This is a genomic window from Rufibacter ruber (genome assembly GCF_001647275.1).
In the GTDB taxonomy this organism is placed as follows: domain Bacteria; phylum Bacteroidota; class Bacteroidia; order Cytophagales; family Hymenobacteraceae; genus Nibribacter; species Nibribacter ruber_C.
In genome coordinates this window covers 25,204-45,938 of record NZ_LRMM01000025.1, presented here as the reverse complement: position 1 = coordinate 45,938, position 20,735 = coordinate 25,204, and the positions used below count along the sequence as shown (strand labels likewise).

Genomic DNA, 20,735 nt, shown 5'->3' with positions numbered 1-20,735 from the left:
TCATTGTTGAGGATTTTTTTAGGCGATTACCGACCATGCGCCGCCTTGGAATACCAGCTGCACAGAGCCAAGGTCAGAGTTGATTTGGAAGTCTGACTCACCGTCTATCAGATAAGAACCGGACTCCAGAATGACTGGCGAAATGCTGGCATCGAATGTGGCCTTGAAGTAGTGTGACTGGCCTTCTACCGGTGCAATAGGGAGCAGCACAGTGTATGGTTCAGGTACCTTAATGAAATGCAGGTCATTAGTCACCTGTGAGTTATTGGCCACTACGGTAACCACCTTGTAAACATTTCTTGATGATGAGTTTCCCCCACCTGTATTGCCTCCAGTGTCTGGTGTGTGGCCAATTGGAGGGTTTGAGTAAGAAGGCTGCGGGGTAGTGCTGTCGAGTTCCGGGTTCAACGTAAGAGTAGTCATTAGCCTGTAAGAGACCTCTTCCACTTCATTCAGCTGTTTGGTGACCAGCTTTACGTTGTAGGCGCCGTCTTCCGTACCGGCGTCATAACTTGCTGAAAGGCCCTGTTTGTAGCCAAGCAGCCAGAAGCGTCCGTTGCGGTCCTCTATGATAGCAGTGGTGTCGTTCTTAACCAGTTCCTTTATCTGCCTGCCTGTGTCGGTTTTCAGCGCAGGAACTCTGAAGCTCACCTCTACCGAATAGACTGTGCCGGCCTTTGAGGTCTCAGACTTGACAGAGAAAGCAAGCGCCTCCAGCCTGTCCCACATGCCGAAGTTGCCTGTCATTGTGAGTGCGTCCACCTGATTGTCTACAAAAGCGTAATCAGTGACCTTATCTGCTTCCACAAGGAACAGCTTTCGGCAGCCAGTCAAGCTGAAGTATGTATTGTTTGTGAAGCTGTTTATCATTACTGGACGGTGGCTTGTTCGGTGTAGATTGTGGCGCCTTCGGCGTCAGTGACAGTGAGTGTGCAACCGCCCAGAAGCTTGGACAGGTCAGCCGATTCTACAGTCAGTATGTATGAGTTGTGGAACTCCTCAGCCTCGAATGAAAGCTCTAGCTCCCGCTCCGAGATGGTGTTCCTGAGTATGATTTTCTGGCCCGCCTCAATCTTGGGCGAATGCGTCTTGTAAAGAAGTACGCGCATCGGTTGGCCGTTCGTTAGTGTTATCATTCACCCTTATATATGTCGCGGCCCTGGATTTATTTGGCAATAAAAAACCCTTGCCACAGGATGCGGCAAGGGTAAAAAAGACTGTTTTTGGAAGGGTTAGACTGCTGGAGCGTCAGTAGTGTTGATTAATGCGGTTACATCAGCGGTCACTACAGGGGCGTTGCCAAGGTTCTCACCAGACAGGGTGAAGTTCTGGGCACCGTCTTCGTCGGCAGAGTTGTCTGTGAAGGCAGAGCACTTTAAGCCGTTGGTCTGGCCAAGCATTATCCACTTGCCGTTGGGCTTCTGAACCAATGCAACGTACTCCATTCCAAGAATCACAGAGTGCGCTTTTACGTTGTTTTCGTTCTCCACCTTGAAGGTAAGAGTCTGGGCGATGTGCTTAGCGTTTAGCTCGTTGGTGTAGGAAGCTGACTTCTTTACAAAGACAATCTCATGGAAAAGCGCACCAGTTTCCAGGGTGATGGCAGTAACGTCAGTTCCTGCATTACCTCCACCTGTTACGCTTGTGATTTTGGCTTTTTCAATCAGAGCAACTCGAAGCACACTTGGAAGCGAGAACTGAGAAGTAGCTGCGCTGCCGAAGGTTGAGTTCAAATATGGCATTTTGTGCGGTTGTTATTTTTAGAGAGAGGGAGCGTTAACTCCCTCACTTAAATTGTTTCAGTAATTAGACTACTGGCGCAGCGTAGATTACTTTTTGAGACGGAACACAAACGGCTGCGTCCATAGTGAACACAGACTTGATGAACATCTCGTCTCCGGTGTTGTTCACCTTGTCAACCTGGATGGAACCCATATCAGAGATAAGGTCAGTCGCCCAGATGAAGTCGCTAGGACGTCCAGCTGCCATAGTATTGACACCAAGCGGAACGTAAACGATTTTAACGTCCAGGAAGTAGTCGGCGTCCTCGCCAGTAACGATGAAGTCTCTGTAAGTTGCTGCAAGGTTAGCCTGACGAACCAGTTTCTTCACAGAACGGTCAGCGTAGATGACAACGTCACCGGATTCAAGCAATTCACCGTCGATGGCATCGTATACCTTGTTCAACTCGTCTTTCAGGTTGGCTACCGAAAGAGTTGCAGCGGCAACCTCTGTCACATCGGCATCTCCCTGCAAGATGGTTTTGATTTTAGCCCAGAAGTCGTTCTCCATTGCCAGAGAGATTTTAGGCTCCATCAGGCCAAGAACGGCAGACAGGTACTCGTTAGACTCAAGCTTAGCGGCACCAGCGGGCATATCCTTGCTGAAGCGAGAGAAACGAACGTCCTCGAAGTTGAAGGTCTTAAGGACCATCTTCTTGATTGGCGTCACAGTCGCGTCAGCGAAGTTGATTGCGCCTTGGCTGTCAGCTGCGGTAGCATTTACCTTGTAGTCTTGGATCGTAACAGAACCGCCAAGAGATGTGATGGTAGTTTGCGCCTTTACGTTGTCAAGCAAGCGCACATAGCTCTTCGCGATGGTGTTGTTCGCGAAAAGGATTTCAGAGAAGATTTCAGAGAAATGTTCACCGGCATAAACTTTAGGGGTGTAAGTCATTAGTGTTTAGGGGCACTATTTTTGGCTAGCTTTTAGGGCTGCTAGTCTTTTTTGCGCTGGGGATAGGTCTGATGCCTGTGCGCTAAGGGTTACTTTTGAGTCGGCTGGCTCTGCTTCTATCTTGGCCAGTTTCGCGCTTAGCTCTGCTTTCTCTGCGTTGGCAGAATCAAGCTGTGACTGAATTGCGGCTACTTGTTCCTTAAGTCCAGCGATTGAGGCTTTCAAAGTATCAATCTCGTTTTCCTCGGCCAGTTCCTCCTCCTCTTTTTCCTTCTCAGGGTCAGCGGCAGGGGTCTCTTCTGGTGTAGCTTCTGGCTGTTCTTCGGCTGGCTTGTCCTCGGTTGAGGGAGAATCTTTTTTCTCTTCTTCCTCTTCCTCGGCTAGCTTGGCTTCCGCAGCAGGTTTATCCGAACTAAAGGCCCAATTGATAAGTCTGTCGAAGGCGTTGCGGGCCTTTTCTTTCTTCTCGTTTTCGTTGGTCATATTAGGGGTTTCGATTATTACCCTTATATATGTCGCAACTTGGTTTCATCTCATTTGTGGTGTGCTAGAGGTCAAGCAAATCCACAAGGTCATTCAGAATGTCCTCTGCCTGGTCTTTCTGGGTTTCCAGTTTGATGTCTGCGAGAACGAATTTGCCTTCAAGACTGAAGCCGTTGCGAGATTCAACTTCTGCCCATACTTTAGGGTCTGGGAAGTGGTAGGTGGCGAATAGGGTGCCAGGTACAATACCTTTGAAACCTAGTGCTGCTGACTTGTCTATGGCGGGGTCTTCAACAATCCAAGATTCAATCAAGATACCCTCAATTTCATCATGCGCAGAGTGGTCCAGGTTGCTGTGTTTGGTCTCGCCCTGACGCATAAACTTGTTGCGGATTCTCTCGATTTCATCCCTGCCGAATGTCATGTAGTATTCAAACCCTGTTTCCTTAATTCTGCGGTAGACAAGCTTTTCTGGAATAAGGATTGGCCCAGTGGCATACTGCTTTGCCTTATCTGATGCCAGCTTAACAGAGTAGTCTTCTTTCGCCAGCTTGACGAAATCAACTTCTATGGCCGGGCGGTCTACAACAGAAATAAGTTGTATTCCCTTAGTGTCATCTAGGTCGTCTACATCAAATCTGTAAACTGGTAAGTCTTTGTTCATTTCTGAGTTGGTATTTTTTAGGCGTAAGCCGCTGCGTCCATCACCTGGACTCTGGTCTGGGCTTTCGAGATTTCGTCCACACCTACCGTAATCGGTTTCTCCAGATTTGCCTGGAGCATTGAGTTCAGCGCGTCCAGTTTCATTTCAAGGCCAGCATTTGGGTTGATTTCCTGTGCAAGGTTCGCACCTACCATACCGCCGTCAGCGTACCCTCTCAGGCGTTGCGCTTCCAGGTTGTTAATCAGTGCGCCGTTCTTCTTGACGATCTCCTGCGGAATGACGTACTCGCCCTTGTGTACCACACCGGCCACCTCGTACTTGCCGCCGTCACCAGTGTAACCGCCGTCAGCAAACCCCTTGGCAGCGTTCTTCACAGTGGCGATTGCTCCTACCAAAGTGGCTGTGGCAGCGATGGCCAAGGCGATGTTGTCCCAGCCGCTAAAACCTTTATCAGCTATTTCAAAAATGGTAAGAGCTGCTTTGGTGCCGACCATAACGGCTTGGACTGCGGCAAGTGCAGCAGATAGCTGGGCCTGTTCCTTCAGGGTCTCCTCTTTCTGTTTCTCGATCTTGAGCTTGTCCTGCTCGGCCTTCTTGATGCGGTTGTCTTCGACCTTACGTTCTTGCGCAAGCTGCTTCTCTTTCTTGCGTTCCTGCTCCAGCTGCTGGATTATTCTTTCCCTTGCTGTGCCTTTGGCAGTAAGAAGCTCGTTCTCCAGGGCATCTATGTTGGACCTCACTTCAGACGATTGGCTGTCTATCTCACTGAGCCTGCCCTGCACCTCCTGTATGAAGCTGTCGAGTTCTGACATCCTTGCATCAAAGGCACTGATTGCGGCATCGGTGACGGAGTCGGAAATGCTCTGAATGGTGCTTGAGATGGTAGAATAGGTCTCCATCGCCTGGGCCATCATCTGTTCCCGGCGCTCTATGTCTTTCTGGTGGTCAGCTTCCTTCTTAGCCTGGATTGCGTCGTCTATGGCCTTGGTCTGGTTGGCGTAGTCCAGGTCTATGGCGACTTTCTTGTTGGCGTACTCCTTGTGCAGTGCGGCCAGTTCCTCCGGAAGTATGCCCTTGACGGCTTTCTCCCTTTCGTACCAGTCAGCCAAATTCTTTTCGTCTGCAGTTTTGGCCATCTGCAGGTAGTCCTTCTGAAGACCGAACTGGTTTCTGAAGCCTGCCTCAGCAGCCTTTAGCTTGAATGCCTCCAGGTCAGCGACGCTGCTACGCACACCTGCGTCTACAAGGCGTTTGTCGTATTCCTGGTTGGTTGCTTTTACCGCTGCGTTATACTCGTTCTCTGCCGCAATCAGTTCGTTTTTAAGCGTCAGCAATGCAGCCGCTTTATCTGAAGTATTGGCAAGTGTTTCGTAGGCTTTTACCGCCTCGCTGTTGTATTTAAGCTGCTCGTCCAGGATTGCCCTCTGGATGGCAAGCGCCTCCTCTCTGGAAACCGCTTCGGCCAGCTGTATTTCGAGCTTCTGTTTGGCGGCCTCATACTCATTTTCTAAAGTGTCTTTTACCCGATCCGCGTTCTCTTTTGCCGCCGCGTAGATTTTCTCGTCTGACTCCAGCTTCAGGCGACTGGCCTCGGCGTTGTTTGCATTAATCTGGGCCTGAAGCTCAGACTCCTGCTTGCGCATTTCAATGGACTTTGCACCTCTTGCGTCAATGGCGTTCTGTGCCGAAACGTAGGTGAGCTGCGCCTTCAGTACATTGTTTTCCAAGGCGAGCTGCTGTCGTCTAGCGTTCATGGCAGCTTCTGCCGCCTTCTTTCTTTCCGCCAGTGATTTGAGGTCTGAGTCAGCTATCTGCTGGTTTGCCTCTATGATGTTCTGGAGTGTCTGTCTCTGCTTTACAGCTGCGGCGTCTGCCTCTTCGTAGGCTTTCTTTAGCTTGAGAATGGCGACACCTTTGTTGCCTGCTTCCTCAATTTTCTTTCCCAGCGCGGAAACGGCGGCACCTGCTTTGTCAATGGCGCCTTCTACTCCGGTGTAGAGCTCTATTACCTTGTTACCTGCTTCCTTGAAGTCGCCGCCCTTTACAGCGTCCCAGATTTGGGTCAGAATGACAAACTTGCCCTTGAAGTAGTTGATGATGTCGTCCAGTAGAATCTTGGGGGATTCCGCTACTTTCTTGAAGTAACCTGAAATGTCGTCGCCCACTTTCTTGAAAGTACCGCCAAGCTTGTCGATGTTGCCTACCGCTGTGACAATCCACTTGCCGAGGGAGACAAGGCCATCTATTACCAGATTGGTGACGCCTTCCAGGTATGCCATTCCCTTGGCCATTTTCGCGCTGCCTTCCGTTGACTTTGTGAAGTAGGAAACCAGCGCACCAAAGGCGATTACAAGAAGGCCAATACCGGTAGAAGCGAATGCAGCCTTCAGAATGCCCATTGATTTGGCTCCCTTGCTGCCGAACATCTCTATGGCTTTGGTCAGGTAAGCGTTCTCGATACCAAGCTTCTGAGTGGCCGCTGTAAGAACTTCTGTGGAGTCAACAGCTTCGCCAAGGGAAGCAGTCATACTGCCGATGCCGTCTTTCAGGCTGGACGCTACGCCCTTCAGCTTGTCCAGTTTGGAGCTGTTCAGTTCGTCAACGTTCTTCTGGGCCTTCTCCAGCTCAGTGGAAGTCTCGGCTATTTTCTTCTGTAGGTCCTGGAAGTGTTTTGTGCCTTGCTTGGCACCGGCAAATTCTGCCTCCAGCTTGGTCAGCTGCTCTTTTAGATTAACTACCTCCTGGATGGATTTGTCTATGCCATCAATGTTGAGTTTGTGGGTCTTTGTGGCCATTTAGAAATGAGGGCAGGAGGCGATTTTTACCGCCTCCTGCCCTTATATATGTCTCTGGGAGAGACCTATTTATTGGGTCACCAGCTTGTAGAGCTTGATTCTGGCGACGTTGCTGGAGACTTCGTAGTTCTTGATGCTCTCCAGTAGGTATAGCTCGTTGTCTACACTTATAATGTTCCTTCCGTTCAGCTGCTCGTACAGGACAGGGTTCACCTTGAATGGGCCTTCTGAGTAGTTGGACCAGTTCGTCACCAGAAGGTCGTTCGAGTAGAGTTCCAGAAAGAGAGACTTGCTGCCCTCCATGCTAAGAGACTCGGAGTCCAGCTCGTCAATTTTGGCCAGCGAGACCAACATACCGGTGTCGTTTTCGGTGTAGATGTTGCCCGTTGTGCTTGGGTTCAGCCTGAACTCCCTGGTGGCTGGCAGCAATTCAATTTCATATCCCGGCTGCTCCCTCATATTGAAGAAAGCAAGCTTAGGTATGTGCTTGCCATTGTTCATAAAGTACTGGTCTACCGGGAAACCTCCGGGCAAATTTGGGGTTCTTGGGAACTTGATGTAGTAGACGTTCTGCGCGTAGGTGTTTTCCCCAGATGCCGATGTGTGGGTGCCTGGTTTAAGGTAGCCAGCGCCGTAGTAAAGCGCCAGCTTCGGCTTGTAGTTGAACTCAGACCTTGCCTCGAAATCGTTCAGGATAGAAGCGTCAACAACCTCTGTGGCCGGTATGGCGGCAGGCACCAGGTCAAAGCCAGTCTCAGCTGGAATGATGTCGCCGTCCCACCTTGCAATTGGTATCTTCAGGAAAGCCAACGGTGCAAACGGTAGCTCGTAGACGTCACCTTCTACAGTAGCATTCACCCTGTCCATGTAGTCGGTGTAGGTGAGTATGTGATCAGATTCATCAGAAGCCCACTTGAAGTAGGTGTCGGCAATGTCTTTGTCGCTCAGCGGTGTCTCCTCGAACTCGTCAAGGTTCATGGTTGCGCTCAGGTCCAGAATGTTGTTTCTGTTCAGCGCGAACCACTCGTCCCTGGTGTAGAGAATCACCTTGCCTGCATTCTCGTCTATGTCGTAGTAGAGGTTGAAAAGCTTGAAAACCGCCTGCACAAACTCAAGCTGCGTCATTTCAGGAAGGAACTTAGCAGGGTCCAGAGTGGTAGGTCCGTCCAATGCTGTAATCTTGAACCAGCTGTTGTCGCTGTTGGCAATCAACATCAGGCCCTCTGGGTGAATATCATTCCGTACCGCTACGTATACCTGCGCCTGGTATTGCTTGCCCTCTTCCAGATAAGCGGTGAACTGTGTTCTGTTCAGGTGCTCATTGTTTGAAACAGACAGTGTAGTATTGAGAGAAGTGTTCAGAGTGGCGTAGTCTGTAAGCCCATAGAAACTGAAAGAGGAGTAATCAAGCGGCGGTGTGCCATTAGGTCCTTCAGTGTACTGGCTGTCTGTTATCTCTCTGAAAAGCAGGTGCTGTTTGGTCTCTATCTTGGTGCTGCCGCCGTTAGTCGCGTTGTGGGCATACGTCTGGGTCTGAATATCAAAGGTGTAGCTGCCGGTGTACTTGCAGGTGTAAACTCCGTCGTTACCCAGGCTGAATGACAGGTCACCGCTTTTCTCGGCATTGTACACTGCATAACCGGTAGGCTCTATGCTGTAGAGCTTGTAGTCGCTGCCCTCAAAAACTGATGCCTGGTTGTAGTAACCGTAGGCAGTTTTGGTTGACATCAGGTTCAGCGCAGCGTAGTTATAAGGTCTGGAGCTGCCGCTGAAAAGCAGGATCATTCTCCTGAACTCCTCGCGGTCCAGAACAGAGCCTTCCAGAGTGTAACCAGCGTCTGCGAAGATGTTTTTGAATATTGCTTTGCCGAAATGGCTAAGGCCGAAATCCTCGTAGAAGAACGGGTAATATGTACCGTTCACCGTACCGCCCAACAGGTTTTTGATTCTGGCGAAAGAGTCCACAAGGTAAGTGAAAGCTATCTCTGACTCCTCGCCAACCAAGTCCTTGTCCAGGTATTCCCAGACAGTTTTGTCACCTTCAAATGCAAGAGGTGTGAAAGACTTAATATCCACCAGTTTCTTTTCTGCGTTCAGAATGTCCACCAGTCTGCCGCCGGAGTTGGCCACAACGAAACCCTCAAACCCGGTACGGCTGACTTTGTTCATGATGAACTCTCCCAGAATGACCGTAACGCCGTCCACAACCACCTCGCACCTGTAGCTGGCTTTGAACTTGCCGATGGCCTGGCGTTCGTTCTGGAAGTCGAAAATAGCTTTGTTTACCTGTGTAATCGGGAACTTGATGGTATATGAACGGGCACCCGTTTTCTTGAGGGGGTTCCTGAACTCGCTCACAATCTTGTCGAGCGTCACTTTCAGGTCCTCTGAAATCTGGGCGTACTTTCCGTTGATGTATATCTCTAGTCTTTTCACTTAAAGGCTGATGTGGTTTTTCTCGAACTCGGGGGATACGGTGAGCTCGATGGTGTATAGCTTCTGTAGGTTGTCGTACTTCACAGACTGGTCAGAAATCCTGACGTAGCGCCCGTTTATGCGTACCACAGGGCTGTGCAGCAAGTCATTTACAAGCCAATGGTATGTCGCCTCGTCCAGATAGGTGGAGTAGTAGGTCTCGGTCCTGGAAGAACTGACGGAAGACACCCGGTCAGCGCCAAATGCACCGAACAGGTTAGCCTTGAATTTCAGCTCTGAGTCTTTGTACCTAGTGAACTGCACTATGTCAAAGCTGCCCTTCAGGTTCATGAACTGAATCTCCACCGGATTGGGCAGAGACTCAGCTACATTGTATGTCTTGGTGTTGGTTATCTTCATCTTTTGTTTGCGCTGTTTTAGATGCCCCCTGGACCACCTATGCCGCCGCCGTTCTGCCAGCCTGCGTTGTAACCGGCGTTGTATGCGTCATTGTCTTCTATCGACATCAATTCATCTAGTGGCGGGTTAGGGTGGTAAGGTGAACCGTTGATTGCATCTTGGTAGCCTTCGCTGTAGCCTTCTTGGTACCAGTCTCTGGGTATCTCATCAAGCGCCGGTATGGTGACGGTGACAACGGTATTTGAGCCTTTCACATAGTCACCGAACTGTGAGTTCTGCAGGGTAATTGTCAGCATCTGCTCGAATTCTGATTTGCCCATACTGTAGCCCATTCTCCTGCTTGTACCGTTGGCAGTCATTGAGACAGACTGGTTCCCGGTGTGCGTTGGCGAGATGGTGTAATGGATGTCATAGAAGCTGCTGGAAGCCTTGGATGCGGTGAACTCCAGTGTGAAGTCGTAGAAATTGCCGTTGTCCTGCTCTGAGTACAGCGTCATATTGACTGTGTTGACAGTGGCGTAGCCTGCATTGTAACCATTCAGCCAGTAGGTGGCAGATGCTCCGGTATAGTAACTTGGTGCGGCTGTTTTCTTGGCCACCGCATTCTGTGCGTCTGACTGGCCGGTAGCGTAGCCATCGTCATAGACTGCCTTGCCGTCTGGGTAGCCTTCGCTGTAGCCTTGCTGGTATGCTGCGCATTGTTCAGTCGTTGTTCCGTTTGGACAAGCGTTGTTGGATGCTTGGTTGTTGCCTCCGTCAGCGAATCCTTCATTGTAACCGTCCTGGTAGAATTGTTTCCTGTGCTCGCCCTCGGCGTAGCCTGCTGAGTAACCGTTCTGGTAGGCAGAGCAGTTGATGCCTGTTCTGACTCCGCAGGAATTGTCTTGCGGTGTGCCACCAGTAGAGTCAGCCAGACCTTCGCTGTAGCCCTGGTCATAATGGATTACCGTATCTGCGTAACCATCACTGTAGCCGGTCTGGTAATCAGAGCAGTCTGCGGCTGTCATTTCCACCGTACAGGCTGGCAGGCTGTAGGATTTGGTGGAGCCTGCCGTCTGGCCGATGGCATAGCCTTCGTCGTAGTAATTTTTGGAACCGCTGTTGGTGTAGTCGATGTAGACTTCGTACCGTTTCAGCTGAGCCCTTTTTGCTGCGTCAGGTTCAATCAAAGAAGGCGCTACGCTGAAAGTGTAGATACCACCCTCGGTCACAGGGCCGGTGGTCACAACCGTATTCAGTACAGAAGAACCGTCTTTGTAAAACTTGCTGGCCACCAGGTTGAGCTCCTTGTCTATGCCGTAGCGGTCATTCAGCACCAGAACACTGAGCAAGCCTCTCTGGTCAAGGCGTATGTCGCTGCCGTTTGGCTGGTTTGTGAGATAGTTCACAGGTGCTGTGTAGTCAGCCAGATAGTCTTCCAAGTTCTCAGTTCCTTCCAGGTCAAGCGCCGTTCTGAGGGCAAACTTTACGCTTGAGGTGTACTCAACCGTCTTCACCTGTAGGGTGCCGTTGAACGTCAGGACACCTGCTTTCACATAGTAGCCAACGTAAGCGGAAGTATCTCTCTGGAAAGCCAAGTTCGGGTCAGGCAGGGCGTAGTCAGCGAACGCGTACTGCAAAACAGAGCTGACGTCAAAGACGTAGGTGCCATCGCCTTTGCCGCCTATGGAAAGAGTGGTGAGAAGCTGGCCTCCGCTGGCAGGCTGGGTCTCGGTGATGTTGTGCGACGCTATCCTGTAGATTTCGCAGAAGGCTCGGTCTCCCACCTGGTAATCTGACTTGCTGAAGCCGAACTCTATCTTGTTGTATGCCGCCTGGATGAAATTAGGCTGCCTGGTAAGTGTTAAGGCCAATGTGTGGTTAGTGCTATTTCTTGTCGTTGAAGTGGAAGTCAACGATGCTCAGTATGTCAGGAATCAGCTGCTCCTCTATCACCTCTGAGATTAGTTTCTCGGCGTATTCCAAAGACGCCTGAATGAATGGCCTTGCCTTTATGCCGTTCCTGAAGATGCTCTGCTGTATTGCCCAGGCAGCGTCGTTTATGGACTTGCTGGACACCTTCCTGAACCTGCCTGTCTTCTGGTCCCTGCCCCCGATACGGTAGCGTTTAAGCCACTTTATGAGCGCCTGTATGGGCACTTTCTTCGCGAATGGTCTTCTGCCAGTCTCCAGGTATTGGGCTTGTTCTGGGAGGTCTATGCGTACCCCATCGGTAGTGAATTCCACCTCTGTCCTGGTGACGAAACTGCTGGAGCCGTCTTTCCTGAACTTGTGCCTGCCGCCTTTCTCAGCTTCCGCGATGATGTATTCCTTAATCATTCTGGCGGCTTCTGCCAGTGGTTCATTCAGTTCTTTCTCCAGCTGCTCGGCTGTGAATACGCCACCTTGGCCTTTGCCTCTGGTCACCTTCTTAATCCTGCTGAACTTCGTTGCCATCACCCTTATATATGTCAGGGCCAGACAGGTATTTGACAGCAGAACCACCAGATAAGCCCACACACCAGATACTTATACTATAGGGTAATGTCGCTCATCGTTCCTTTTTTAAAACAGAAAAGCCACCCGTTTAGGTGGCTTTGTCTTAGAGTATGTTGCCGAACTTTGGTATGCCTGATAGGTCGGGCTGTTGCATACCCGAATTTAGCCTGGCTGTGTACCGGGCAATGGTTATGGTGAACTCACCGTTGCAGGTGGCCAGCCGGTCGTCGCCCTCGTCGTAGTAAGGGATTCTGTTGGCGAAGCCTACGTCCATCTGTGGGCTGAGCTCCTGTAGCTGGTGGTGTATCTCGTCAAATATCTGCGTCACCTTAGACATGGCCAGAAACTCGTCGCCGTCTGCCGGTATGCGGTCAGCAATCACTAAGTTAATGCTGTAGGAATCTGATTGCTCTGAGTCCTGGTTTATCTGGAAGTTGTGCTCCAGGAAGGCGAGAGGGTAGAGGTTGTCTTGGAAATCGTTCAGGTCAAGGCCTGTCTTGAACTCAGCTACGGCAAGATGCGCTTCACACACCGCCTTGATTACGTCCCGTATGCCTTTCAGCCCTTGGATTGTTAGTTGTACTGGCATTTATCATTTCTGCGGATTTTGTCGTTCGAGCATCTGTAGGCCCTTCTGGAGTATGGTGTTGTCTATTTCGTAAGCATAGTGAGCCAGGACATCGGCAGCTTTCGTATCAAATACAAGTTGAAGCTCAGTAACAGATTTCGCCATCTTGTGAGCCAGCCCGTACCAGCCCCACCGTTCGCTAAAATCCTTCTCAAACTCAGCTCTTTCTCCGTCACTTCCGCCCTCAGCATTGAATATTGATGGGAAGCCTGCTGCGATAGCTTTCGCCTGAGTAAAAAAAAACTGTTGATGCCGAGTACGGTCTCTGCGTCCAGATTCTCGAAAAGTTCAGCTCTGGCTTTCAAGTCCTTTTCTTTAAGCGGTTTCTCGCCCACTTTTCTGCAAAGTATGGCCAGCTTCAACAGGTAGCCCTCTTCAGGTTTCTCAGCGAAAATCTTGTTGATGGTCTGGAAGTCTGCATACTCTCTGAAAGAAGCGTCTTCCAAGTCCCTTACATAGAAGGTCTCGTCGTCAATTTTGAAGTGGACCACCGGCTTGTTGTAGTCGAGTGCCTTGTCAATGAAGTCCAGCTCGTTCACTACCTTAGAAATCAGGTAGGGGTTGCCGTCTATCAATTCATCATAGGTCAGGTCAGTGAAAACAGCCGCGATACGGGCTGCCTTCTCAATGTCGCCCATTGTTCCTGCGTTAACTTTCATCAGCTCTCTGAACTGCTTGAAAGTCACCTCGGACCAGCTGGTGGGTAGTACGTATTTCTTCTTGTCGAATTTAATCTCTTTCATCAACCTTATATATGTTCTTCGGTTGGCGGCATTTAAGAGAATCCGTAGTAGAAAGACTTGCTCTTGGTTACCAGCTCCTGTATGGCGTACACCATTGCGTCCACCATATCGTCGTTTTTACCATTAGGGAAGATGCTCACCTGGTCGAGGAACGGCTGAACATAAGCGCCCTCAATAAGTACCACCCGCATTGACTCTACTATGTCAGTCACACCGTAGGCCCGGTCTTCTTTGGACTCTTTGCCCGGTTGCAGTTCTTTCAGGTTGAACATTGTGCTCTCTCTCAGCTGCTGAATCAGAGACTGGCCTGAAGCCTTGCCTTCTATGTGTACTCGGCTGCCTGGTGTAGCAAACTTTGGAACATATTCTTTGATGTATTTCAGCAGCTCAGGAAATTCAAAGTGCTTGGTGCGCACCTCTCTGATGAAGACTATATTGCCTACTCTGGCAGCAACTACGATGGCAGACGGGTCGTTTTTCTTGTTGCTTGTGAAGGCTGTGTCCAGAAAGAAATGCCAAGTAACTTTTTGAGTTGCCGTCATTTGCTGGAACTCCTCGTATGAAATCACCTTGAAACTGGATTTCTTGAACATACCGCCACCGCTTGGGGCGGGTGCCTGCATATACTGGCCAGCATACTTGTAAGGCTTCTTCTTTAGAACCTCCAGCCTGGAATGGCCTAACCTTACTGGGTCAAAGAGACCGTTTCTGTAGTGCTGTTTGAGTTCTGCCGGTTTTACGTCTTCGTTCAGTTCGGCAGGAATGCAGATGTGGTCAAACTGCTCTGGGTATTGGTCTAGCAGGTAACCAGTCAAATCCTCTTCTGACAGGCGCTGCATCACAATTATTCTTAGCCCTACCTCTGCGTTGTTAAGGCGGTTTTCTATGGTGTTGTCCCACCAGAAATGTACGTCTTCCACCTTGGCGTCTGACTCAGCTTCATCTGGCTTCTGAGGGTCGTCAATCACAATGATGTCTGCGCCCATACCGGTAATGGTACCGCCAACGGAGGTAGAAACCCTGGCGCCTCTGGCAGTGGTCTCGTAAGATGTCTTGTTGTTTGCATCTTCGGCCAACCTGACATGAGGGAACAGCTTGCGGTACCACTCAGACAGGATCAATGTGCGGCCGTCAAGTGCAAGCTTGGTTGACAGTGTGGCTGCGTAAGAAGCGGTAATGAACCGCATATATGGGTATTTGGCCCAGACCCAGGCAGGAAAACACACCGAACAGATAAGGCTTTTTGAAGTCCTTGGCGGTATGTTGATGATGATGTCCCTAGTCTTCTTCTCGCCGATTGCGATGCGCTCTACCTCGGCTTGTAGACGGTCGCACACATACTTGATTATTGGGGAGTCAACGTATTTTGTGTGCGGTTCCAGGACTTTGAAAGCCCGTTTGAAAAACTCGTAAAAGCTTGATTGGCAGATGGCAGCTTCAAGCAGTGTGGGTGTTATTCCTTGTAGTTGGTTAGCGGTTCGTTTATTTTTATTCAATTACATTTTCGTCCGTATTTTGGTCTGCCTCTTCGTAATCGGCTTCTTCATAGTCCACATCTATAATTTGCCCAGGCATAAGATTTTGAAGCTGTAGAAGTAATTCCAGCGGAAGTACAGACAGGTCTAAGGTTGGCTGGTTGGTGTTGACGTTCTGGTCAATTCTAATAATGTCCAGCCCTTCTATTTTATCGAGTTTGGTGCGTACGTCAGCGGCTTCTTTGTACTTGCCTTGTTGGTACAGCTTGGAGTATAGATCCCTGTATTGGGCTCTTGCCAAATTAAGCCTGGACTCCTGCTCTGCCCGGTCCGGTGCTTTGGCTAGGTACTCTTTAACCTTCTTGAGGTAATTCTTTGCAGTGCGCTCGGTGTCCTCAAACTTGGTGGCGAACTCCCGAACGATTTCCATGTATTTGACACCCTGAATCCATCTCTCGTAGCAGAAGTCAAAGCGCTCCTCTTTTCTTGTTTTAGCGACTTGAAGGGAGCTGTTCATGATAGCAACTCCCTTAGTCTTTTTCTTTTCTGACATTTTACTGTGGGATTTTATTCGTCCTCTTCCTCGAAGTTCACCAGGAGAATGGTGTCTCCCAGCTTGATGCCGTACCAGCCGGTGAGCCAGTCTTTCTTGTCCAGGAGAAGCAAGGCCGTTCTTTCGAGTTCGGCCTCAGCAACTTCTTTTGAGCCAACTTTTAGGCAGACGGCGGTGAGGATTGTTGCGTAGTCTGCGTCTGGTGTCACAGTGACTGTCGTCACTCGGCGGCCTTTCTTCTCGCATCTTTCGGTGACTGCCCTGAGGTCCTTTATCGTCTTTATATATGTCGGACTGAGTGCACATTTCTTTTCACCTGAGAGTATGTACTCCTTGTTTGCCTGCACATCTGCCTGGATTTTCTTGACGATGCGGTAGCAGCGGTTTCTGTTTACCCTGGTGACTTCTGCCAGCTTGTCAAATGTGTAACCCTTGAAGCTGTGCGCCTTGTAGATGGCGGCTTCCTCTGGTTCGTAGCGGCCGTAGACGTACTCCTCAATTCTGGTGCGGACGTCAGCCACATCTGTGATGATGGGGTCAGTAGTGGGTTCCGGTGCTAGGATAGTTTCCTCTATGCCGTCTATGCTGGTGAACTTACCGGCTTTCAGGTCCCGGCGCTGTTTTATGCCCTTGTTCTTGTACTGGTACCAGAAGGACTTTATTATGTAGTTCCTGACGTCGTTCCAGTTGTTAATTGTCGGGCGGTTCTCTACGCGCGCCAGCTTCTCTGCGGTTGAGAGAATGATGTCGGTCAGGATTTCCTCGGAGTAGCTGTCCTGGACGATGGCGTCAAAGTTGTCTCTGAGGTGTTTGAGGCACATCCTTTTCAGGTCCTCGCGCTTGGCTGTTGTTATTTCGAAAAACTCTTGGGTACTCAATTTCAGTCATGGGCGTATTTTTTAGGTCGTTAGACGACGGTGTACTGCTGGTAGAATTCCTTCTGGATTTCTGCCTCAGACGGTATTTTGTAGCGAAATTTGAGTGCGGCCTCTACTGGAAGTGCGTAGTAAGGTGAGTTCCTTCTGCCAGAGTTTGCAGCCATCGTTGACTTGGTTCTGACCGCGTTCTGCGCCTCAGGTTTAGGCATTTTCGAGAGGTTGAAGAAAAGGACAATGCCGTCTGTGTAGTAGCACTGGAAGATTGCGGCGCGACCGGTCTTCTTTGCCTCGGCCACCAAGAAGTCGTACTTCTCAATCTCTATCATTGCCGTTGGGTACTGTGTGGACGCGCAGTCTCTGATTTTAAACTCGGCAAGCACAGGCTTACCGGCTACCTCGTAGGTTGCGTCGTAACGGTCAAAGCCTGTTGTGGAAGTGAAGTTGAAGTTCGAGAACTTCGGGAATTGGTTGGTCTCTGTGTAGTATCTCTCCCTGAATGAGGAGTAGACGAAACGTTGTTGGTAAGATGAAATTGGGGTCATAACGGTGACTCAGATTTCATTTATATATCTGAGTGCCGTATGCCCTTTTCCGCATTTTGGCTAAAAATTTGAATTATTTTTCAGCAGGCGGCAACTGTACTTTACTGGTGTCTACACAACATTACATAGGGCGCGCAGAGAAGAAAGAGCCCCCGGCAGGGACCGAACCAAATCTGGAATTAGCAAGGGAGTGAACCAGAGACCGAACAAGGATGCCGCAGTCCGAAAAAAATAATTGCGTTTCGACGAAAAGTTTCGACGTAGCGGAGATTTTTGGGTTGGTGGGATTTATAAGGGCTTGGGAACCAAGCCGCTTAGCGCAGCGCAGGGCATTCGCCCGCCTAGGAAACTTCTATTCTATCCGTTGAACTACAGGGCCTTCTTTCTCTAATGAGAGCAATACTGAATCGCAAAAGTAAGGCAAAAACAGGAGCAATGGAATCAAAACCGAGATAAATTCTTAAGAAAGAAACTGTGTTGGCGAGAAGCCGGAGCCTATACAAATGATTGGCTGCCACTGGTTTTTCGTTGCTTTCTTCTTTTCTGTGAAATAGAGTTAAGTAATTGACATAATTAAAAATGGTAAAGATTTATTTATAAAATTTAATTGAAATTGAAAATAAAGACGTATATCGTCCTTAAATGGGAGAAATATATTTTAGTGAATACTAGTTTATTCACCCTTGTTTCTATATTTGTGTCATTATTTAATTAACTTGTTTAGACCAACCCTAATACTATGAGAGAGCAACTCAAAAGCAAATTAGACAAGATGCAGATGGAGGTTATCCGGGACTGCCAAAATGTAGAAGATGTTCAATTGATGCTGGGTATTTTCAGCCAGATGAATGAGGCATTGAATCAAATTCCTGATTCCATGAACAAGCCTAAAGGCGCAAAAAGAGGCCGTAAGCCAAAAAACGCTGAAGCGAATTCCTAAGCAGCCATTGCCTGGTTATTACTGTAGGGTGGAAGCAACTCTTTTTAAGGTTGTTTTCACCCTATATTTTTGGGGTTTTTTAATCTTTTCAAGAGCAGAATTAAATAAAATGGCACTAATAGCCTGTGAAGTAAAGGACTGGGAGCGGGTATGTGAAAAGTTGGTCCAGGCCTTGCATTTTAAGAATTGACGGGGAAATAGGCGTTGGTAATACCCGGTAAATAAGCTGCCAGACAGAGACAGATTGTATGGCTTGCCTGGCTGGGAGGGGAGAGCCAAACGGGAAAACAGTTTATTTTCAAAAAAGTTATAAACAAGTAACCCCTTTTAGTAAAGGAATGTGTGGCATCTCCGTATAAGTGGCGATGTGCTTCGCTAAAGCAGGGCATTCTTATCTAAAATTGATTCATGGAGTCAGCGGTCACCAATCTTTCATTTTTATCCCAAGAGGCAGATGATTCACAGCCGGCGCTGTTGTTTATCCCGGATATTAGTGGCTTCACGCGCTTCATGCATGAAAATGGGGTGCGGTACAGCCGTAACCTCATTGCTGACCTGTTAGAGATCATCATAGAGGGCAACATCATTAACATGGAGTTGTGCGAGATACAGGGTGATGCCATTCTGTTCTACAAGCTGGGAGACCCACCCTCTATTGAGGCCATTGTGAGCCAGTGCAAGCAGATTTTCCTGGACTTCCAGAACTACCTGAAAATCATGCAGCGTGACCGGGCCTTGCCCAGCCCGCAGCTGTCTGAGAATAAGCTCACACTCAAGATAGTGGTGCATTATGGCCGCATTAGCATCACCCAGATTAGAGACTATACCAAACTCATGGGCACAGACGTGATTGTAGCCCACCGTCTTCTTAAGAACAATATTGAGGGGGCTGAGTATGTGCTGCTCACAGAGGGATACCTCAACACGCAGAAACAGGAAGAGGTAGAGAAGTGCTTTGGTTGGACTCAGTTGAAAGAGGGGGCCAACCAATATGAGCACCTGGGGGAGGTGAAATACAAGTACGCTTTCCTGACCCCGTTGCGTCTGCTGGTCACTGACCCGGAAGCAGAGCATACCACTGCCAAATATCCTAACACGTTTTCCTTGAAGGCAAAAATTGGGGCACCCCTGGAGCTGGTGCTAAGGGTGTTACAGAACTACCGCCTCAAACCCAAATGGTTGTACAAGGTGAAGCGCGCGGTGTATGACACCAAAAAAATAAACCGGATTGGCACCAATTACCTCTGTGAAATGGAGAAGGGCGGTATAATAGAAATGCAGACCCTGCAATGCCGGGAAACCCCTACCCGCATTGAGTTTATAGAGAAAATCGCCAACTTTAAAATGTTCCCTAACGCGTTGCTGTTCTTTTACCTGCAGCCCGCCGGTGAAGAAACACTGCTCACGCTGGAGTTTCATTACAGCCGGGTTTCAGTAGGGGATTATTTCTATGATATATTTGGCCGGAAACAGATTAAGGGCTTTATGAAGACGTCTTTGCTGCAGCTCAAGAAACTCTGTGAAAAGCTGTATCAGACCAGGAAAAAGTAACTTGGCTTTCATTGCTAAAACAGGAAAGGCTGCGATCATTTCGCAGCCTTTCCTGTTTTAAAAGAAATCCTTCTGCTATTGGGCAATGGCTATCACAAAAGATAGAACCGTTAAAATGATCCCAATCATAAAGATGGTGTAAGAGATGCGCAACAGGCGGTATTTTTTGCTGAGAACGTCTCCTAAATAGTAAATGTCAGTAATCATGTTGTTGTAAAGGGCGTTCTTGTTACGCATAATATCATGCATGCCAGACTGGAAATCCTCCAGCGGAATTTTGGTGAAATTCCCGAAAAACAACAGGTTGATTCTGCGGCTGGTCAGCTTGTTGGGCCGCAGCCTGAAACTGGTTACCTCAGGCTGTGCTGAGATAATGGCAGAGATCACAGAAGCCAAAGAGGTGGCCAGGAGAATCCCTACCGGGATCATCAGAATGGGGTTCCGGGTAAATTCGGCACCAATGATAGAAGACTTGGTGCCCAGATACGTGATGATGATAGACATGATGATAGAGTTGAGGCTGATCATCATGTTGGCCTTGTTATCAGCAATGGCACTGAGGCTGATGTGGTTGTCATAGGTGCTCTTGAACATGGTTTCTATACCACGTTTAGGCTGGGCAAGTGTCTCCCGGTCTTGCTTCTCCTTCTTTTTCTTTTTCTTGGTGAGGTCCAGCAGGTGGTTGCGCTGCGCCTGAATATTCTTGCTCAGCTGTTTTGAATACTTAGCCTGGGCCGTCTGTGTTCTAAAGCTCACAGAAAGCAGAAAATCCAGTTGGAACTGTGCCCACTCAAGGTCTGAGAAAGTGCGGTTCATGAAAATCTCCCACTCCACCCGGAGCAGCTCTGCGGTGGCGAAAAAAGTTTCTTTGCCTATGTTGGCAATGTCAGCATCTACCAGTATGTCTTCCAGAATGTGGTGGGTGAGCTGCCCATGCTTGGTGGCCATAATACAGCGGGCCACCTGGGTGATACTCTCCTCAGCGTAACCTTCTTCGCGCAGAAAAGTGGTGGCCACCTCTACGCTCTCATCTTCATGCCCTTCATAGGTAGACACGTAGCCCGTATCATGGAACCATGCCGCCAACAGCAGGATTTCTAACTCTTCTTCAGACAAGTGGTAGCCCTCAGAGAGTTGCCGCGCCTCCTTGACCACCTCAAAGGTGTGCTTGTAGTTGTGGTAAACCAGTTTCTTAGACAACTTCTCCTTGAAAAGCGCAAACACGTAATTGCCTGCTTTCCTGATGAGATCTTCTTTTTCCATAAATTAATTGGAGCGGCACAGTGGTAGCAAACGCTTTGCGTAGTGGAGCATGGCTACTTTCTGTGAAGTGTGAATCCAAAGGTCTACAACGCGAAATCAGCCGTGAAGGTTAGCACGAATCAGGCAGCAGGCAATGCCCTGGAAAGTGGGCGCAGGTGTAGGGCCAAAGGCAACGCTTTCTGTTTTGGGGCTGTTTTTCAGAAAACACCCCAAAACAGAAGTGGGAAACGG

At 49.2% G+C, this 20,735-nt stretch carries 20 protein-coding genes; 2 read left to right on the top strand and 18 right to left on the bottom strand.

Going from position 1 to position 20,735, the window contains the following annotated elements; translation table 11 throughout:
* Positions 1 to 18 precede the first annotated feature (18 nt).
* The 17 genes from A8O25_RS11500 to A8O25_RS11420 all read right to left on the bottom strand — a co-directional run bounded on the left by A8O25_RS11500 (position 19) and on the right by A8O25_RS11420 (position 16,750).
* Positions 19 to 807: a hypothetical protein gene (locus A8O25_RS11500; protein ID WP_153042711.1), complete on the bottom strand. Its 789-nt coding sequence runs from the start codon at positions 805 to 807 to the stop codon at positions 19 to 21.
* A gap of 62 nt (positions 808 to 869) precedes the next feature.
* Complete coding sequence (locus tag A8O25_RS11495; RefSeq protein WP_153042710.1) at positions 870 to 1,109, bottom strand: hypothetical protein; 240 nt, start codon at positions 1,107 to 1,109, stop codon at positions 870 to 872.
* Between the two features lie 123 nt (positions 1,110 to 1,232).
* Positions 1,233 to 1,682 carry a hypothetical protein gene (locus tag A8O25_RS11490; RefSeq protein WP_153042709.1) on the bottom strand — a complete coding sequence of 150 codons (450 nt, stop codon included), beginning with the start codon at positions 1,680 to 1,682 and terminating at the stop codon, positions 1,233 to 1,235.
* A gap of 124 nt (positions 1,683 to 1,806) precedes the next feature.
* On the bottom strand, positions 1,807 to 2,676 hold the full coding sequence (locus A8O25_RS11485; protein ID WP_066834921.1) for a hypothetical protein: 870 nt from the start codon (positions 2,674 to 2,676) through the stop codon (positions 1,807 to 1,809).
* Between the two features lie 15 nt (positions 2,677 to 2,691).
* Entirely contained in the window at positions 2,692 to 3,159 is a 468-nt protein-coding gene (locus tag A8O25_RS11480; protein ID WP_066834919.1) for a hypothetical protein, read from the bottom strand.
* A gap of 64 nt (positions 3,160 to 3,223) precedes the next feature.
* A complete protein-coding gene (locus tag A8O25_RS11475) occupies positions 3,224 to 3,823 on the bottom strand; it encodes an XkdF-like putative serine protease domain-containing protein (RefSeq protein ID WP_066834917.1) in 600 nt (199 codons plus the stop codon).
* Between the two features lie 17 nt (positions 3,824 to 3,840).
* Positions 3,841 to 6,618 carry a hypothetical protein gene (locus A8O25_RS11470; RefSeq protein ID WP_066834915.1) on the bottom strand — a complete coding sequence of 926 codons (2,778 nt, stop codon included), beginning with the start codon at positions 6,616 to 6,618 and terminating at the stop codon, positions 3,841 to 3,843.
* A 69-nt stretch (positions 6,619 to 6,687) separates the two neighbouring features.
* Complete coding sequence (locus A8O25_RS11465; RefSeq protein WP_066834913.1) at positions 6,688 to 9,054, bottom strand: hypothetical protein; 2,367 nt, start codon at positions 9,052 to 9,054, stop codon at positions 6,688 to 6,690.
* Positions 9,055 to 9,453, bottom strand: a complete 399-nt coding sequence (locus A8O25_RS11460; RefSeq protein ID WP_066834911.1) for a hypothetical protein — start codon at positions 9,451 to 9,453, stop codon at positions 9,055 to 9,057.
* A gap of 17 nt (positions 9,454 to 9,470) precedes the next feature.
* The gene (locus tag A8O25_RS11455) at positions 9,471 to 11,306 is read right to left on the bottom strand and encodes a hypothetical protein (protein WP_066834909.1); all 1,836 of its coding nucleotides are present in this window, start codon (positions 11,304 to 11,306) and stop codon (positions 9,471 to 9,473) included.
* A gap of 13 nt (positions 11,307 to 11,319) precedes the next feature.
* The gene (locus A8O25_RS11450; RefSeq protein ID WP_066834907.1) at positions 11,320 to 11,889 is read right to left on the bottom strand and encodes a hypothetical protein; all 570 of its coding nucleotides are present in this window, start codon (positions 11,887 to 11,889) and stop codon (positions 11,320 to 11,322) included.
* 145 nt (positions 11,890 to 12,034) lie between these two features.
* Entirely contained in the window at positions 12,035 to 12,520 is a 486-nt protein-coding gene (locus A8O25_RS11445; protein ID WP_066834905.1) for a hypothetical protein, read from the bottom strand.
* 62 nt (positions 12,521 to 12,582) lie between these two features.
* Positions 12,583 to 13,302 carry a hypothetical protein gene (locus tag A8O25_RS11440; RefSeq protein WP_066834903.1) on the bottom strand — a complete coding sequence of 240 codons (720 nt, stop codon included), beginning with the start codon at positions 13,300 to 13,302 and terminating at the stop codon, positions 12,583 to 12,585.
* A 32-nt stretch (positions 13,303 to 13,334) separates the two neighbouring features.
* Positions 13,335 to 14,489, bottom strand: coding sequence for a phage terminase large subunit family protein (locus tag A8O25_RS11435; RefSeq protein WP_153042708.1), 1,155 nt, complete (start codon positions 14,487 to 14,489; stop codon positions 13,335 to 13,337).
* Positions 14,490 to 14,790: 301 nt separating this feature from the next.
* On the bottom strand, positions 14,791 to 15,330 hold the full coding sequence (locus tag A8O25_RS11430; protein ID WP_066834899.1) for a hypothetical protein: 540 nt from the start codon (positions 15,328 to 15,330) through the stop codon (positions 14,791 to 14,793).
* Between the two features lie 14 nt (positions 15,331 to 15,344).
* Positions 15,345 to 16,208: a hypothetical protein gene (locus A8O25_RS11425; protein ID WP_066834897.1), complete on the bottom strand. Its 864-nt coding sequence runs from the start codon at positions 16,206 to 16,208 to the stop codon at positions 15,345 to 15,347.
* Between the two features lie 29 nt (positions 16,209 to 16,237).
* Positions 16,238 to 16,750 (bottom strand): hypothetical protein, encoded by a 513-nt coding sequence (locus A8O25_RS11420; protein ID WP_066834895.1) that lies wholly within the window; start codon positions 16,748 to 16,750, stop codon positions 16,238 to 16,240.
* Positions 16,751 to 17,489: 739 nt separating this feature from the next.
* Here A8O25_RS11420 and A8O25_RS11415 point away from each other — a divergent pair.
* Together A8O25_RS11415 and A8O25_RS11410 are read left to right on the top strand one after the other, a co-directional pair.
* Positions 17,490 to 17,690: a hypothetical protein gene (locus A8O25_RS11415; RefSeq protein ID WP_066834894.1), complete on the top strand. Its 201-nt coding sequence runs from the start codon at positions 17,490 to 17,492 to the stop codon at positions 17,688 to 17,690.
* 408 nt (positions 17,691 to 18,098) lie between these two features.
* Positions 18,099 to 19,241: a DUF2652 domain-containing protein gene (locus A8O25_RS11410; protein WP_066834892.1), complete on the top strand. Its 1,143-nt coding sequence runs from the start codon at positions 18,099 to 18,101 to the stop codon at positions 19,239 to 19,241.
* Between the two features lie 75 nt (positions 19,242 to 19,316).
* On the opposite strand, the gene A8O25_RS11405 is transcribed toward A8O25_RS11410, so the two are convergent.
* Positions 19,317 to 20,504 (bottom strand): Pycsar system effector family protein, encoded by a 1,188-nt coding sequence (locus A8O25_RS11405; protein ID WP_066834890.1) that lies wholly within the window; start codon positions 20,502 to 20,504, stop codon positions 19,317 to 19,319.
* Positions 20,505 to 20,735 lie beyond the last annotated feature (231 nt).